Origin of the sequence: Vibrio sp. 10N.261.52.A1, from assembly GCF_002876325.1 — a bacterium.
GTDB lineage: Bacteria > Pseudomonadota > Gammaproteobacteria > Enterobacterales > Vibrionaceae > Vibrio > Vibrio chagasii.
On the sequence record NZ_MCYD01000500.1, the window covers coordinates 1 to 17830 of the forward strand.

The window sequence follows — 17830 nt, forward strand, 5'->3', positions numbered from 1 at the left end:
TTACCTCTAGTGGCCAGCCGGTTACTTTTACGTATGATTCAGCCTCTAATTCGATTATTGGTGTTCAAGGTACAGATGAAGTGCTGCGCATCGATATTGATGCCGTAAGTGTCGGAAATGACATTGAATTATCGCTGACGACAACCATTTCTCAGCCGATAGATCATGTTCCGTCGATTGGTGGCGGACAGGTTTCCTTTACGGGTGACCAAATCAATATCGCCTTTGACATACAGGGCCAAGACACCGCAGGTAATCAGCTCGTCACACCAATTAATGCGCAAGTAACCGTCCTTGATGGGGCAGATCCGTCTGCTGAAAGCGTGTCTATCGATAACGTTGAAACAAGCAGTGCTGCAATTGAAGGCACCTTTTCAAATATTGGTAGTGATAATCTACAGTCAGCTGTTTTTGACTCAAGCGCACTTGCTCAATTTGATGGTGTGCTCAGTGACAATCAGGCGACCGTTGCATCTTTGTCTGCTGATGGAAGTACCATCACACTGTCAATCCAAGGTAGCAGCGATGTTATTTTAACCGTTAGCTTAGATACTGACGGTACCTATCGATTTGAGCAGTTGAAACCAATAGAGCAAGTCGGCACTGATTCGCTTTCTTTCTCTTTGCCAATCACGGTTACCGATTTTGACCAAGATGTCGTAACCAATACCATCAACCTCGCTATTTCTGATGGTGATAAACCAGTCATTACCAATGTCGACAGTATTGATGTTGATGAAGCTGGTATTGTTGGCGGTTCTCAACAGGGAACGGCAACGGTCTCAGGAAGTGGTAGTGTCACTTCAGAAATTTTTGATAGTGACATTATCGATCATCATGAACTTGAACCTGCAGAGTTTAATACCGCTGGCACACTGATATCTAACGGTGAGGTGGTGTTACTTGAGCTGGTTGATGAAACCAATGGTGTGCGAACGTACGAAGGCTATGTCGAGATTAATGGCGCAAAAATTACGGTTTTTGATGTAAAAATTGATAGCCCATCTTTGGGGAACTATGAATTTAACCTCTATGAAGAACTGTCGCATCAAGGCGCTGAAGATGCACAGTTAACCTTTGCACTGCCTATTTATGCGGTAGATGCAGATGGCGATAGGTCTGCATTATCTAGTGGTTCAAGTACACCAGAAGCCGCTGAGATTCTCGTCAATGTCACAGATGATGTTGTTGAGCTCGTTGATAAGGTTGAGTCAGTTACTGAGCCGACTTTAGCTGGCGATACCGTTGTCTCGTATAACCTGTTCAATTTCGAAGGTGCGGATGGTTCGACAATTCAATCATTCAACTACGATGGTGTTGATTATTCATTAGATCAAAGCTTACTGCCTGATGCGCCTCAAACTTTCAGTTTTACTGAGGGCGTGGTCACTATCTCATTAAACGGTGATTTCAGTTTTGAAGTCGCTCGTGATATCGACCACTCAAGCAGTGAAACGATAGTAAAACAGTTCTCATTTTTAGCTGAAGATGGTGATGGAGATACTGATACCTCAACACTTGAGCTGAGTATTACCGATGGTCAGAACCCAACTATAGATCTGATTCCACCTGTTACTTTATCTGAAACCAATCTAGCTGATGGTTCTGCACCAAGCGGAAGTGCAGTAAGCGCAACCGATACGATCACCTTTACTGCTGGTAGTGATGATGTGGCGAATTTCCGCATTGAGCCAACCGAGTTCAATGTCGGTGGTGCACTGAAATCGAATGGTTTTGTGGTCGAGATACAAGAAGACTCGGCGAATCTAGGTACTTATATTGGTTTCATTACTGATGGTTCAAATACTGACATTCCAGTGTTTACGATTAGCTTCTCGTCCACCACGCTTGGTGAATACACCTTTACTCTATTGGAAGCGTTGGACCATGCAGATGGCCTAGCGAACAATGATCTGAGCTTTGATCTTCCGGTCTATGCGGTAGACAGCGATGGCGATGATTCTGTTGTGTCCCAACTGAATGTGACTATCGGTGATGATGTTCAAATCATGCAAGATGGCACATTAGATATTGTTGAGCCTAATCTAGCTGATGGCACGGTGACTACTAACACCATTGATGTGATGCCAAACCAAAGTGCTGATGGCGCGACGATTACTCAGTTCACCTATGACGGTCAACTGAGAACGCTTGACCAAAATGACACGGGTGAGCAGCAATTCAGCTTCACAGAGGGTGAGTTATTTATCACGCTGCAAGGTGAGGTGCGATTTGAACCAAACCGTAACCTAGACCACTCCTTGAGTGAAGACATCGTGAAGTTGATAGAGGTTACCTCAAGTGATGTCGATAAAGATCCAGTAACATCAACGGTTACTCTGACCATTACCGATGGCGATAACCCAACTATCGATGCGGTACCGAGCGTCTCACTCAAAGAAGCGGATCTCGCTGATGGTTCATCACCAAGTGGCAGTGCGGTTAGCCAAACAGAAACCATCACTTTTACTAACCAAAGTGATGATGTTGCAAAGTTCCGTTTGGAGCCGAGTGAGTTTAATACTGGCGGTACTCTGAAGTCTGATGGTTTAGTGATTGAGATTCGAGAAGAGCCTGCGGGTTCGGGTAACTACATCGGCTTCACCACAGACACTTCAAATGTCGAGACCACAGTCTTCACACTTGCATTTAGCAGCACGACTTTAGGTGAGTATACCTTCACACTTATAGAAGCGATTGATCATACACCAATTCAAGGTAATAACGACCTAACGTTTAACTTGCCAGTGTACGCGGTTGATAGCGATGGCGATGATTCTCTAATGTCGCCACTTGCTGTGACGATCACCGATGATATCCAAGTCATGGTAGATGGCGCGTTTACGATTGAAGAGCCGACTGTCGCTGATTTAGCAGCGGGTACGCCGACAACCACGACTGTGAATGTTCTTGATGAAGAAGGGGCAGACGGCACGACCATCACCCAAATCAATTATGACAACGGCACAGTGTTCACGCTTGACCAGAGCAATGCGGGAGAGCAGAAGTTTGTGGTTGCTGAAGGTTCGCTTTATGTCACGCTGCAAGGTGATGTGCGCTTTGAACCAAATCGTAACCTCGACCATACAAGTGGAGACATTGTTAAGTCGATAGTCGTGACTTCAAGCGACTCAGATAGTGATGTTGTTACTTCTACGGTGACGTTGACTATTACCGATGGTGACATCCCGACGATTGATAATGTACCGAGCGTTACTTTATCTGAAACTAATTTGAGTGATGGTTCTACACCAAGTGGTGCCGCGGTAAGTCAAACAGAGACGATTACCTTTACCAATCAAAGTGATGATGTGGCGAGTTTCCGTATTGAACCGACAGAATTCAATGTTGGTGGGGCGCTCAAATCAAATGGGCTGGTGGTTGAGCTAAAAGCAGACCCAACCACACCAGGTGGTTACATCGGTTTTGTGACAGATGGTTCGAACGTCGAAACCAACGTGTTCACGATTAGTTTCTCTAGTGCTACCCTCGGCCAATATACTTTCACGTTATTGGAGGCGTTAGACCATGTGGATGGTTTAGCGAACAACGATCTTAGTTTTAACCTTCCTGTTTATGCGGTAGACACCGATGGCGACGATTCATTGGTGTCGCAGTTGAATGTGACCATCGGTGATGATGTTCAAATCATGCAAGACGGGTCTCTAAATATTGTCGAGCCAACGGTTGCTGATTTGGCGGCGGGCACACCTACGACAACTACCGTTAATGTATTTGATCAAGAAGGGGCAGACGGCGCGACCATCACGCAATTTACTTATGATGGCGGGGCCGTATTAACGCTTGACCAGAATAATACTGGTGAGCAGAAGTTCGTAGTTGCTGAAGGTTCACTGTATATCACTATTCAAGGTGACGTTCGCTTCGAGCCGAACCGTAATCTCGACCATACTAGCGGAGATATCGTTAAACAGATCGAGGTCACCTCAAGCGACTTCGATAAGGACACAGTGACCTCGACAGTCACCCTGACAATTACTGATGGTGATATCCCGACCATTGATACGGTGCCAAGCGTTACTCTGTCTGAAACCAATCTTGCTGATGGCTCAGCACCAAGTAGCGGTGCTGTAAGTCAAACTGAGACGATTACTTTTACTAATCAAAGTGATGATGTGACCCGTTTCCGTATTGAACCTACCGAGTTCAATGTTGGTGGCGCACTGAAATCGAATGGTTTTGCGGTCGAGATAAAAGAATATTCAGCGAATCCGGGCACTTATATCGGCTTTATTACTGATGGCTCAAATGCTGAAATTCCAGTATTCACGGTTAGCTTCTCGATCACGACTCTCGGTGAATACACCTTTACTTTATTGGAAGCGTTAGACCATGCAGATGGGCTAGCGAACAACGATCTGAGCTTTGATCTTCCGGTCTATGCGGTAGACAGCGATGGCGATGATTCTTTAGTGTCTCAGCTTAATGTAACCATCGGTGATGATGTTCAAATCATGCAAGATGGCACGCTAGATATCGTTGAGCCGAATTTGGCAGATGGCACGGTAACAACCAATACCATTGATGTAATGCCAAACCAAAGTGCTGATGGTGCAACGGTTACTGAGTTTTCTTTTGGTGGCATCGTTAAAACGTTGGATCAGAGCATCACAGGCGAACAGCAATTCAGTTTCACAGAAGGTGAGTTGTACATCACCCTTCAAGGTGAGATGCGCTTCGAGCCGAACCGTAACCTAGACCATTCCGTGAGCGAAGACATTGTTAAGTCGATAGTCGTGACATCCAATGACTTTGATAACGATCCGGTCACTGCAACCGTTACTCTGACGATAACCGATGGCGATAACCCGACTATAGATGCGGTGCCGAGTGTTGCTCTTGAAGAAGCGGATCTGGCTGATGGGTCGTCACCAAGTGGCAGTGCGGTTAGCCAAACAGAAACCATCACTTTTACTAACCAAAGTGATGATGTTGTAAAATTCCGCTTAGAGCCGAGTGAGTTTAATACGGGCGGTACTCTGAAGTCTGATGGCTTAGTGATTGAGATCCGAGAAGAGCCTGCGGGTTCGGGTAACTACATCGGATTCACTACAGACATTTCAAATGTAGAAACCACGGTCTTCACACTTGCATTTAGCAGCACGACTTTAGGTGAATACACCTTCACGCTTTTAGAAGCGATTGACCATACACCAATTCAAGGCAATAACGACTTAACGTTCAACTTGCCTGTGTATGCGGTCGATAGTGATGGCGATGACTCTCTGATGTCGCTCCTGGCTGTAACGATTACCGATGATATTCAAGTCATGGTGGATGGTGCTCTCAGCATTGAAGAGCCGACAGTGGCTGACTTAGCCGCGGGTACGCCGACAACAACGACCGTCAATGTTCTTGATCAAGAAGGGGCTGATGGCACAACTATTACCCAAATCAATTACGATGGCACCGTGTTTACGCTTGACCAGAGTAATGCGGGTGAGCAGAAGTTTGTGGTTGCTGAAGGCTCGCTCTATATCACGCTGCAAGGCGATGTTCGCTTTGAACCAAACCGCGATCTTAATCACTCGGGCGGGGATATCGTTAAGTCGATAGTCGTCAGTTCAAGTGACTCTGATAGTGATGTGGTGACTTCGACAGTCACGCTAACTATTACCGATGGCGATCTACCAATCATCAACGTCATCCCTGGCGTGAGTCTTTCTGAAGTCGATCTGGCTGATGGTTCTGCGCCAACGGGCAATCCAGTATCGATGACTCAAGTGATTACCTATACCGAAGGCAGTGATGATGTGAGTTATTTCAGAATTGACCCTGCTCAGTTCAATACTTCGGGGGCTTTGAAGTCGAATGGCTTAGAGGTTGAGATTAAAGAGCAGCCAGCGAACTCTGGAAACTACATTGGCTTTGTAAAAGACGGTGCTAACGTAGAAACCAACGTCTTTACAATCAGTTTCTCAACCACCAATTTAGGGCAATACACGTTTACGCTGCTTGAAGCGTTAGACCATGCGGATGGCTTGCAGAACAACACCTTAAACTTCGATGTACCTGTTATCGCGGTGGATACCGATGGTGATGAGTCTGCGATGTCACCAATGACAGTGACTATTACCGATGATGTACAAGGTGTACAAGACGGGTCATTGAATATTGTTGAGCCTTCACTGGCTGATCTTGTGGCAGGTACACCAACTACGCCAACCATTGATGTTATGCCGACTCAAAGTGCTGATGGCGCAAAGGTCACCCAATTTATTTACGATGGTGGTACTGCTGTCACCTTGGATCCGAATGTAACGACAGAGCAGGTGTTTACCGTAACCGATGGTTTACTGTACATCACGATTGAAGGCGAAGTTCGTTTTGAGCCAAATCGAAACCTAGATCATTCAGCGGGTGATATTGTTAGAACGATTGTGGTAACGACCAGCGACTTTGATAACGATACTGATACCGCGGATGTCACATTGACGATCCAAGATGGGATTGATCCGGTCATCGATGTTGTTCCTAGCGTGAACTTATCGGAAGTGAACCTAGCAGATGGCTCAACGCCGAGTGGTTCTGCGGTGAGTTCAACACAAACCATTACCTACACTGTGGGCAGTGATGACTTAAGCCACTTCAGAATCGCGACCAACGAATTCAACCCAGGTGATGTGCTGAAATCAAACGGTCTTGTTGTTCAGCTAAAAGAAGATCCTGCTTCGCCTGGCGACTACATCGGGTTTACTGATGACGGGGCTGGTAACGTAACTAATGTATTCACCATTGATTTTGATAGTGTTAACAAAGGTCAGTTTACCTTCACGCTGATTGAGGCACTCGACCACCTTGATGGTGCACTTAATAACAACCTTAACTTCAACTTACCTGTTTATGCGGTTGATACTGATGGTGATGACTCAGTTAAGCGTGATGTTGTTGTCACCATTCAAGATGACCTTCAACAGATGCAAGATGGCACGTTAACCATCACAGAGCCAAATACTGGCACACCAACTACCTCGACGGTTGATGTTTTACCTACGCAAAGTGCTGATGGGGCGACCATTACACAGTTCACTTATGACGGTGGGTCTGCGATTACCTTAAATCAAAACATCAGCGGTGAGCAGGAATTTGTTTTCACTGAAGGTTCGCTGTTTGTCACTTTGGATGGCGATGTAAGGTTTGAACCAAATCGTAATCTTGACCACTCAGCGGGCGACATTGTTAAGCTGATTGAGTTTACTTCATCTGATTTTGATAAGGATATTTCCTCTTCAACGGTCACACTCACTATCGTTGATGGTGATGGACCAACGTTAAATGTCGTGCCGAGTGTTAGCTTGTCTGAAAGCTTACTGGCTGATGGTTCAACACCGAGTGGCAGCCCAGTCAGCGTGACTCAAACCATTACTTCACTCGCGAGCAGTGATGACATCGAGAAGATTGTCGTCGAAGTAGGGCTGTTTAATACCAGTGGTGTATTGAAGTCTGATGGTCTTGAATTGAGCTTGCGTGAAGAGCCGGCGGGTTCAGGTGATTACATAGCATTCACAACGGATGGCTCGGGCGCTGAGAAAGTTATCTTCACCTTAGAATTTGATAACACTAACCCGAGTGAATACACGTTTACTTTGTTAGAGCGTTTGGACCATGTCGACGGATTAGGAAACAACGACCTCAGCTTTGACTTGTCGGTATATGCGCAAGATACCGATGGCGATATTTCACCGTCTAAACCGCTTTCTGTGACCATCAGTGATGACGTTCAATTGATGCAATCTGGTGCTCTTAGCATCACTGAGCCAAGCACGGGCACGCCTACCACAACGACATTTGATGTGATGCCTGCACAAAGTGCTGATGGCGCCACCATAACCAAATTTACTTATGGTAGTCAGCCTGAAGAATCTCTGGTGCAAACCAATACTGGTGAGCAAGAGTTCGTATTTACAGAAGGTTCGTTATTTATCACGCTTGAAGGCGATGTGCGCTTTGCGCCTAATCGAAATCTGAATCATTCTGGTGGTGATATCGTTAAGACGATTACAGTGACATCAGAAGACAAAGACGGTGATATTGTCACTTCGACCGTGACACTGACCATTTCAGATGGTGCTCCACCAGTAATTGATACGGTACCAACGGTTGCATTGGAAGAAGCGAATCTTGTGGATGGCTCATCTCCGAGCTTACCTGTGAGCCAAACTGAAACCATTACTTTCACAGCGGGAAGTGATGATGTGAGTTATTTCCGTATTGATACCACTCAGTTCAACACGTCTGGTGATTTGAAATCGGATGGCTTAGTAGTTCAGCTTAAACAAGATCCAGCCAACAGCGGAACCTATATTGGCTTCGTTGAAAGTGGAGGTGTTCAAACCGATATCTTTACCATCACTTTTAGTAGTGTGGTGCTAGGCGAATACACCTTCACTTTGTTGGAAGAGCTCGATCATCTGCCTGTACAAGGCAACAACGATCAAGTCTTCACTCTGCCAGTGATCGCGGTCGACCAAGACAATACCGATTCTGTGATGAAACCTTTGACCGTTACTATCACCGATGATGTGCCTGTCATTACCGATACGACAGTGACCAGCACATTTGTGGTTGATGAAGATGATCTTGGATCTGTGGTTTCTCAAGCAACAGGTGCATTTGTTACCACAGAAGGTGCTGACCAAGTAGAGGTTTACGAACTGCGTAATATCTCTGCTCTTGAAGCGACATTGACCTCTGGAACGGAAGCGATTTCTATTACAGAAGTCACTGGAGCTGCGAACACGACGACTTATCAAGGTACGACGACAAGCGGAACTCCTATCTTCACGCTCGCGCTAGCGAATGATGGCTCTTATACGTTTACGTTGCTAGGTCCTCTGAACCATCCAACAAGCCCAAATTCCAATACCTTAACGATTCCATTTGATGTCGTTGCGGTTGATGGTGACGGTGATGACTCTAATCAGTATGTATTGCCGATCGAAGTGCTCGATGATGTGCCAGTGATGAGTGCGCCAACGGGTGAGACGGTGGTTGATGAAGATGATCTTGCCGGGATTGGTTCGGATCAATCCGAAGATACCATTATTAACGGACTATTCACCGTTGATGAAGGTGCTGATGGTGTTGTTAAGTACGAATTGGTCGATGAAAATTTAGTGATTGCTGGCTTAACTTCTGATGGAGAAAGCCTAGAGTGGCTGCCTGTTTCACAAAGCGGTACAACCTTCACTTATGTTGCACAGACGGTAACCAGCAATCAGCCTGTGTTTGAAATCATTTTTGATACCTCAAACAACAGCTATCAATTTGAGCTGTTTAAACCACTTAAGCACCCTGATGGCGCGAATGAAAACACCATCGAGCTTGATTTCTCTGTCGTGGCCGAAGATTTTGACCAAGACAAATCGAACGCGATCGACCTGACTATTACTGTAACTGATGATGTTCCATTGGTGACCACTCAATCGATCACGCGAGTTGAGGGTCAAGGTTATGGCAACTCCAAAGTTAACATGTTTGCCAATGCGACGGATGTGGGTGCGGATGATGCAGCGCTGACTCGCATAGAGGGTATGACCAGAAATGGCGCAGACATCGTGTTCCGAACAGGAAACAATGGGCCATACAGTAGCAGCTTTGACTTAAACAGTGGTGTCCAGCAAGTACGAGTGTATGAACAAACCGATGATGGTAGTGGCGGTATCGATACTCGTGAGCTTGGTAGATTACGTATTAATTCAAATGGTGAAGTGGAGTTTAGAGCGACCAACTATCTCGATCATGATGGAGACACCATCGACTTCTCGATCAATGTGATTGCGACAGACGGTGATTTGGATACTTCATCAACGCCTTTGAACATCACGATCACCGATGAAGAGTCATCAGCAGTATCGCTTAAGGTAACTACGTTTGAGGAGGCGGGGAGAGACTCGACAATCCCTTACGCAACGGGTGATGCTCCAAGCCTCGAGAATATTCAAGATAACCAAAGCGGCTTGCCTGATGCACCAGCACAAATTGCGCTGCAGGTTAACCTGAAGGACCAAGATAATAACGAGTCTATCGGCCAACTGACGATTCAAAGTGGTAATCACAGAGGGACGTTCTATTACTTTGATGGCGTGGAATATCACAAGTTAGTCGCTGAACCAAACGGTGATATCTTGTTTGGTCCGCCTCAAATGCAGCAGAGCTTTGCTCCAAGCACGAACCAGCCATTAGACATCATCGCGACAATCGATAACTTGTTCTTTGTTCCAGACCAAAACTACGGTTCAAATGACAATGGTGTGCGAATCAACTACGAGCTTGAAATTGATAACAACGGCACGCTTGACCATACAGTAAATTCAAACTTCAGAATTGAGATTGAAGCGGTAGCGGATATTGCTACTTGGGATGATGCGAATAGTACGTATCAATATCAAGTGAATGAAGATGAAGGCAATGTGACACTTCAACTGAATGCAGAGTCGCAAGATAACAGTAATACTGAGACGATTACCTATGAGCTAGAAGCAGTTCAAGGTGATGGGAAGTTTGAGCTGTTGGATCAAAATGGCAATGTGTTAACGCCAGTCAATGGTGTCTACACGATTGCTGCCGCAGATATCAATAGCACCGTGGTTAATCCAATCGACAACTTCTCTGGACAAATTGAGTTCAAAGCAACCGCAATTACTGAGGAGACGCTCAACCCATACGATGATTCGGCTAACGGCGGGGCAAATGATAAGACAACGGCTCGCTCTGTAGAGCAAAACATTATCATTGATGTGACTGCCGATGCGGACCCTGGCTCGTTCAGCGTTAACCGAATTCGTATTAATGAAGACAATATTGATGATCCAGACTACCTCGGTCCTCTGGCGAACAAAGATGCCTTCACCTTGGATGAAGTGATCACCATGAATGGCTCGGTGGACACTGATGGCTCCGAAGAGTTGTTTGTTCGAATCAGCAATATAACCGAAGGTGCGGTGCTTTATTTCCTTGGAACCACTACTCCGGTTCCCACAATCACCATCAACGGTGTCGATTATCAGGAAGTGGCGTATTCCGACTTAGCCAATGTAGAGATCGTTCCGGCTAAACACAGCAATGTCGACTTTACGTTTGAGGTTACTGGTGTTGTCAAAGATACCGCGAACCTTTCTTCTGGGCCTCAGGTCGATGAAGAAATATTAGGAACTAAAACGGTAAACGTTGAGGTTAAAGGGGTAGCGGACAGCCCTTACGGTGGTACAAACGGTACTGCATGGACGGAAATTACTGATAGTTCGATATTCGGTGTCCAAACTACGATTCAAGAGAGTCAAAATGGTGACAGCTTCGCTGAGCTTGATTTCACCGTATTGTCAGGTGAGAGAAGACCAGATAGCGGCACTACACCGTTACCTGACGATGGCTCAGAGTCTGTAACGGTTATTCTTTCAGGCATTCCTGAGGGGGTCGTTCTTGAAGATGGTGATGGAGCAACGATTGATCTAAATTTTGTCGGTTATGCAACTAGTCCAAATGGAAGTCCGGATTTATCTAAACCTATTTACGAAGCCAATATAACGGAAGCTGGGGTAACTTCAGGTATCCGTATAAGGCCAGTTGACTCATCTACGGAGAACATTAGTATTTTGGGTAAAGTGGTCGTGACTGAGAATGATGGCCATACACTCTCTTTTGATAAGGAAATTCGTATACTTGTAGAGCCTAGGATTGATACCTCAGCAACCTACAATACGGTAACTCGTGGGGACGAAGATACGGCGATCAACATTGATTGGCACCCAGAGGGCACTGATTACATTGACGATGATGAGCACTTCACTTCAATCGTCATCAGTGGCATTCCAAGTGGTGTTGCCAGTGTGGTTGTAAACGGTGATGTGATTTGGAACTACGATGCCGTGGCCGGAACGCTAACCATCACACCTAAGGCTGGGCAGACTCCAGAAGCGTTCACTCAGATAGCACTGAACAATAATTTTATTCAGATAATACCGGAACAAGACTCGAGCACCGATTTTACGCTGAATACGGTTGTCATGATTGAAGAACGCGATCATGAATATGTTGACGTAACTGACCCAGGTCAGGGTATTGCAACAGCTACAATCACAGGTTCGATTGATGTTCGTGTGCGACCTGTGGTTGAGCCTGAAGATGCTAACAACAAGCTGGTTGTAGATGAGGTCGCAGGTCTTACAGACTTGGGTACAGTGGTCGCGGATGCTATAACGGGTGTTCTCAAATTCACAACCAACAGTGATAATACATCGGTTACGGGTGAGTTTGTTATTCGATACCAAGAAACTGATGCTTCGTCTGCTATCGAAGAGGTTGACCAGCTAGTGATTCAACTGACTAATGTGGACGACTCAGCGCTATCAGATGCTGTCCTCAATCAGCTGCTTGTAATGGGTGCCGCTTATGAAGGTAATGGTCGTTGGGTGGTAACCAATGAAGACCTGTTTAGTATTAGTGCACCAAACGGCCTTACGTTTCCGCCAGTTTCTGGAGTTCCAGGCGTTTTCAATGACATCAAGATGACCATCTATAGTACCGTGATTGACCGAGGTGATGGCACTGAAACTGAGTCATCAGTTGCGGTTCAGAGGGAAGGTGAAGTGAACTTGTCATTCCCAGAAGTGCTTGTTGGTGGGAGCGAGGTGGCTGCAGATATTACGATGACACCAGATAGCGTTGTCGATGCTGTAGAAGACACACAGTTAGACTTGGGAACGGCACTAAATAGTCTGATCACATTCTCCGGTGAAGACGCTTCAACAGACCAAGTAACTATCACTATTGATGACTCTGTGACCATTCCCCCAGGAATAACTTTCCCAATCAGTTTAGGGGGAGGCAGTGATGTTGACTTCGTAAACGGGAAGTATGTATTTGAAACAACGGTCGATCAGGGTGTTCCAACGGATTTCTCTGGCCTGCTACTTAATCTGCCTGCTGACTATTCTGGCGACTTTAGGTTACCAATCACAATAGTCACCAAAGATACACTGTCTGGTGATGAGAAAACCTTGGTGACCGATGTCGTGATTAAAGTCGCTCCTGACGTTGAAGGTAACCCGGACATTGATGTAACGGTTGTTGGTTCGCTCGATGACTCGTTTAATTCTGTTGATACTGATGGTCAACCGGGACAAGATCCGGTGGGTTACGAAGATACTTACATTCAGCTTGATTTCAGCACGACCATTACTGACCAAGTCAGTGGGGTTGAGGGTGGTGACGAAAAATTCACATCTATTACGCTGACTTTGGATGACACAAGTGTTGGTGCGTTTTACACAAGTGCGGGTGTATCGCTTGGCACGTCCGTGACCTTCAATGAAGCGGAAATTAATGCCGGTGCTTTGGACAATGTATTGTTCCGTCCTGCTCCGAATTACCCAACGGGCAACGACATCAACCAAGTACAAGTGAATGTCAGCGGAACAATAACCGATACTGCTACCTACAATGACGCCTCGTCTCCAGCCGGAACGGCAACCGATACTGATACGTTCAATACCAGTGTTAGCTTTGAAGTTGTCCCTGTGGTTGATGATGTGCTTGTAACAGGGCCGGGTAGTGATCCTGATGTCATTGAGATCACGGGCAATGAAGATCAAGCTATTTCTCTATCGGGAACAGGGCCTGTCTCCATTGCGCTCACTGACCTAGACGGCTCAGAGCAGTTCGTTTCGATTAAGTTCACTGGTGTGCCAGACGGTTTCTTAATGAGTGCAGATCCGGGCTCCGCTTATACAGTGAAGAACAATGGTGGTGGTGAGTGGAGTGTTCAACTTCCTCAAGCATCAGGGTTGTCATTTGATTTGAGTGAGATTTCGATCCTACCGCCTAAAAACTTCAGTGGTACGGCGGAATTTGGCGTTGCTGTCTTTACTCAAGAATCCTTGTTAGGCGTGCCAACTGCAGCATCGAATCTGCCAAGCTTTAAGCTGCATGTGGTGCCTGTGGGTGATGATGTTGATACCAACCCAACGGACTCTGTTACTGGCAATGAAGGCCAAAACATTGATATCGAAATCAATGCGACTATTTTGGATAAAGAGCTGTCTGCAACAGGCAGCGGCACGTATACCGAAAATGCGCCAGAGACACTTCGTGTAGAGGTGGCTGGTGTACCTCAAGATGCCTCTATCTACTATCCAGACGGCACGACTTTGGCTAGTTACGATCCGGTGACACAGATTTGGACGCTGGATGTGCCTGCTCAGTCGCTTGATAAGATTGTATTCAACTCTGGTCAACACAATAGCGATACAGGTAATGCGTTGGGTATTACTGGTCCATTGCAAATCACGGTTCGCTCTGTGGACACTGATGTAGACAACACCGAATACCTGGGTACACCAACCAGCTTCGATGTGGATTTAGTGATTGATCCTATCAACGATCAACCAACGTTCGTCAACGTTACCAATATTGAAACGCAAGAAGACTCAGCTGGTGTCGCGATTAACAACTTCAGCATCTACGACGTAGACGCAAGTTTTGATAACCCAGATGCGCCGTATACGCTGACGTTGGAGATTGACCAAACACTGCCAGGAGCACAGGGCGTCTTTGAGTTTACAAGCTCTCCAGATGTAACGTTTGTCTTGCAACCTGACGGTTCACTGGTCATCACGGGTAAAGAAGCTGACATCAATACGGCATTGGCCAATGGAGCCGTGACCTTCAAGCCGGATCCTGACCAGAACTACCTCAACCAGAGTGGGTTGGTGACAATCAACGCAACGCTCGATGACGGCGGTAACAATGGTCTTATTGACCCAGCTGATCCGAACACAGCACAGACTAACCAGACGACTTTCACGATTAAGGTGACGGAAGTAAACGACGCGCCTATCGCGACAGACGTTGATTTAGGCTCGATTGCTGAAGATGGCCAGATAGTCATTGTTGAAGGTGATTTGATTGCAGCAAGTTCTGACCCTGAAAACCACAACCTCACGGTAGCAGGTGTCACCCTGACTCAGGGACAAGGTCAGTTAACGCGTTTTGAAAATGCTGGTGGCGCTGATAACGCAGCGATTACCGGTCCATTCTGGCTATTTGTCGCTGACAACGATTTTAACGGCGACGTTAAATTCACTTATAGCGTTGAGGATGACGGCACGACAAATGGTGTCGATGATTTCCTAACTGACAGTGCTGAAATCAGCGTTGTTGTGACGGAAGTGAATGATAAGCCGGATGCAACGGATATCGATTTAGGCACCATCCTTGAAGAAGGTCAGCTGATCATCAAAGAAGAGGATTTGATAGCAGCGACGACAGACCCAGAAAACGACGCGATTACCGTGACCAATTTGGTGCTCGACCAAGGTCAAGGCACACTACAACGCTTCGAAAACGTGGGTGGTGCGGATGATGCTACGATTACTGGCCCATATTGGGTATTTACCGCAGCAGATGAATACAACGGTGATGTTAAGTTTACTTATACGGTAGAGGATGACGGCACGACGAATGGCGTGAATGACTTCCTAACAGATACCGGTGAAATCACTGCCGTGGTGCAAGGTGTGAACGATACTCCTGTTGTTAATGGTGACAGTGTCACCGCGCTGATTGATGAAGACGCAGGACAACTGCTTAGTGGTATTAATGTCAGTGACCCTGATTATGTCGATAGCTTTGCTAATGACTTGATGACAGTAACGTTGACCGTTGATTATGGAACGCTTTCCGTATCACTACCTGCTGGTACTAGTGTGACCGTTAATGGTGACAATAGTGGTTCGGTGACGTTAGTAGGGACGCTGAGCGATCTGAATGCCTTGATTGACACACCGACCAGCCCGAATGGGGTTTACCTTGATGCAAGCTTGGCTCCAACCAACAACATCGGCTTAGAAGTCACTGCCAAAGACAGTGGTAATCCTTCTGGTATCGCCATTGAAACTGCACCTGTTGTTTATAACATTGCGGTGACGCCAGTAGCGAACGCGCCAAGCCTAACGATTGATCCGGCGTCTAACTACGTAAGAAACATCACTGCGAGCCAGTCGGTGAGTAATAGTGGTGTTCCTTTGGTTGGCATCATCGCAGCTCTAACAGACGTTACTGAAGAGCTAACACTGCACATCAGTGATGTGCCAGCGGGCGCTCAAATCACCAGTGATGTTGGCTCCGTAACGGATCTCGGTGGTGGGGTATGGATGGCGACCGCTGATGCAATTGAAAGTTTGCAAGTGGTTGGGCTTTCTCAAACCCCAGGTAGCTATACACTTAAAGTTGAGGCGGTTTCCGAAGAGCTAGATAACAACGATACAGCCACGTCGGCGGCAATCGACCTAAATGTGAACATTGTGTCGAATGCGGTCGATATTAATTTGGCTGGTGAGACCGATGATGTGCAGTTACTGGCTGGGGCTAATGCAACAGATCTAACGGCGGGCTCAGGTAATGACCGACTTGAAGGCGGAGCAGGTGATGACACCCTTATCGGCGGTGATGGCAACGATACGCTCATTGGTGGCGGCGGTTCGGATATCTTGACCGGTGGTGATGGTATGGACTCGTTTGTTTGGCTGAACATTGAGGATGGTGTCGAAGATACGATCACTGACTTCAATTTAGCCGAAGGTGACCAGATTGACCTACGTGAGGTATTACCTGAACTGAAAGACGCGAATGTGAATATGGCGACATTGCTTCAGCATGTTGATGCCAAGTTAGAAGGGAATGATGTTGAGTTAACCATTAACCCTGATGGCTTAGGTACAACAGAGCAAGTGATTGTGGTTGAAGACCTCGCGCCTCAGTTGACGTTAAGCGGCACCATGCCGTCAGATATTCTGGATGCACTTGTGCAGCAGAATGTGATTACTCATGGTTAGTTTCCTCTCTTGATAAGCTCGATAGTGAGAGCGAATTAAAATAATGAAATAGGCCAGCAATGCTGGCCTATTTTTTTATCTAGAAGAACAGAAGAACAGAAGACTAGAAGACTATTTAAGAGAGTTGTGAATCAGGAACTCTTCTTCAACGCCTTTCAGTTTCATCTCATCCATAATGAAGTTCACAGTGTTCAGCAAACGTTGCTCACCTTTATGAATCAGATAACCGAACTGGCTGTTGGTAAACGGTGTTTCACAGCGAGCCGCTTCAAGGCGCTCGTCGGTCACTTGGTAGAATAGGCCTTCCGGGGTTTCGGTTACCATCACATCAACTTTGCCTTCCGCAACGGCTTGCGGCACATCTAAGTTGTTCTCGTAGCGTGTGAAGCTTGCGTTCTGCAAGTTGGCATCTGCAAACATCTCGTTAGTGCCACCGATGTTTACGCCAACACGTACCGAAGATAGGTTTACTTTCTCAATGCTGTTGTACTGTTCTGCCTTGCCTTTAGCGACCAAGAAACACTTGCCAAAGGTCATGTAGCCTTGAGTTTGCTCTGCACTTAGTTGGCGCTGCATTTTGCGCGAGATACCACCCATCGCAATATCATATTTATCGTTATCAAGATCCGTAATGAGATCTTTCCATGTGGTACGAACGATCTGTAACTCTACGCCTAATTGCTCTGCAATGTGCTGTGCGACATCGATGTCATAGCCTGAGTAGCTTTTACCATCGAAGTAAGAAAATGGCTTGTAGTCGCCTGTAGTACCGACACGTAGCGTGCCTGATTTTTCAATGTCTTCGAGTTGGTCAGCTTGTGCTGCTCCCGATAGTGCAAGTGCCATATAAGCAAGCAATAGTGGTGTTTTTGTCATTGTAATTATCTGTTGTGTTTGTAGTAGCGATCAAAGTAACAGAAACAATCTGAGAAAGAGATCAAACCATTAGAAATGGTAGAAATAGGATTAAATTTAAG

2 protein-coding genes are annotated in these 17830 nt (G+C 46.2%); one reads left to right on the forward strand and one right to left on the reverse strand.

All coding sequences use genetic code 11. The features are described 5' to 3' along the window. Nucleotides 1-16853: cadherin-like domain-containing protein (locus BCT81_RS05970; protein WP_102423518.1), on the forward strand; the 16853-nt coding region annotated here is incomplete at its 5' end. 111 nt (nt 16854-16964) lie between these two features. On the opposite strand, the gene BCT81_RS05975 is transcribed toward BCT81_RS05970, so the two are convergent. Further along, complete coding sequence (locus BCT81_RS05975) at nt 16965-17729, reverse strand: transporter substrate-binding domain-containing protein (RefSeq protein ID WP_102423519.1); 765 nt, start codon at nt 17727-17729, stop codon at nt 16965-16967. Between the last annotated feature and the right edge of the window lie 101 nt (nt 17730-17830).

Coding starts and splice junctions, on each gene's coding strand:
- BCT81_RS05975 (WP_102423519.1), bottom strand. CDS start 17,729: ATGACAAAAACACCACTATTGCTTGCTTATATGGCACTTGCACTATCG.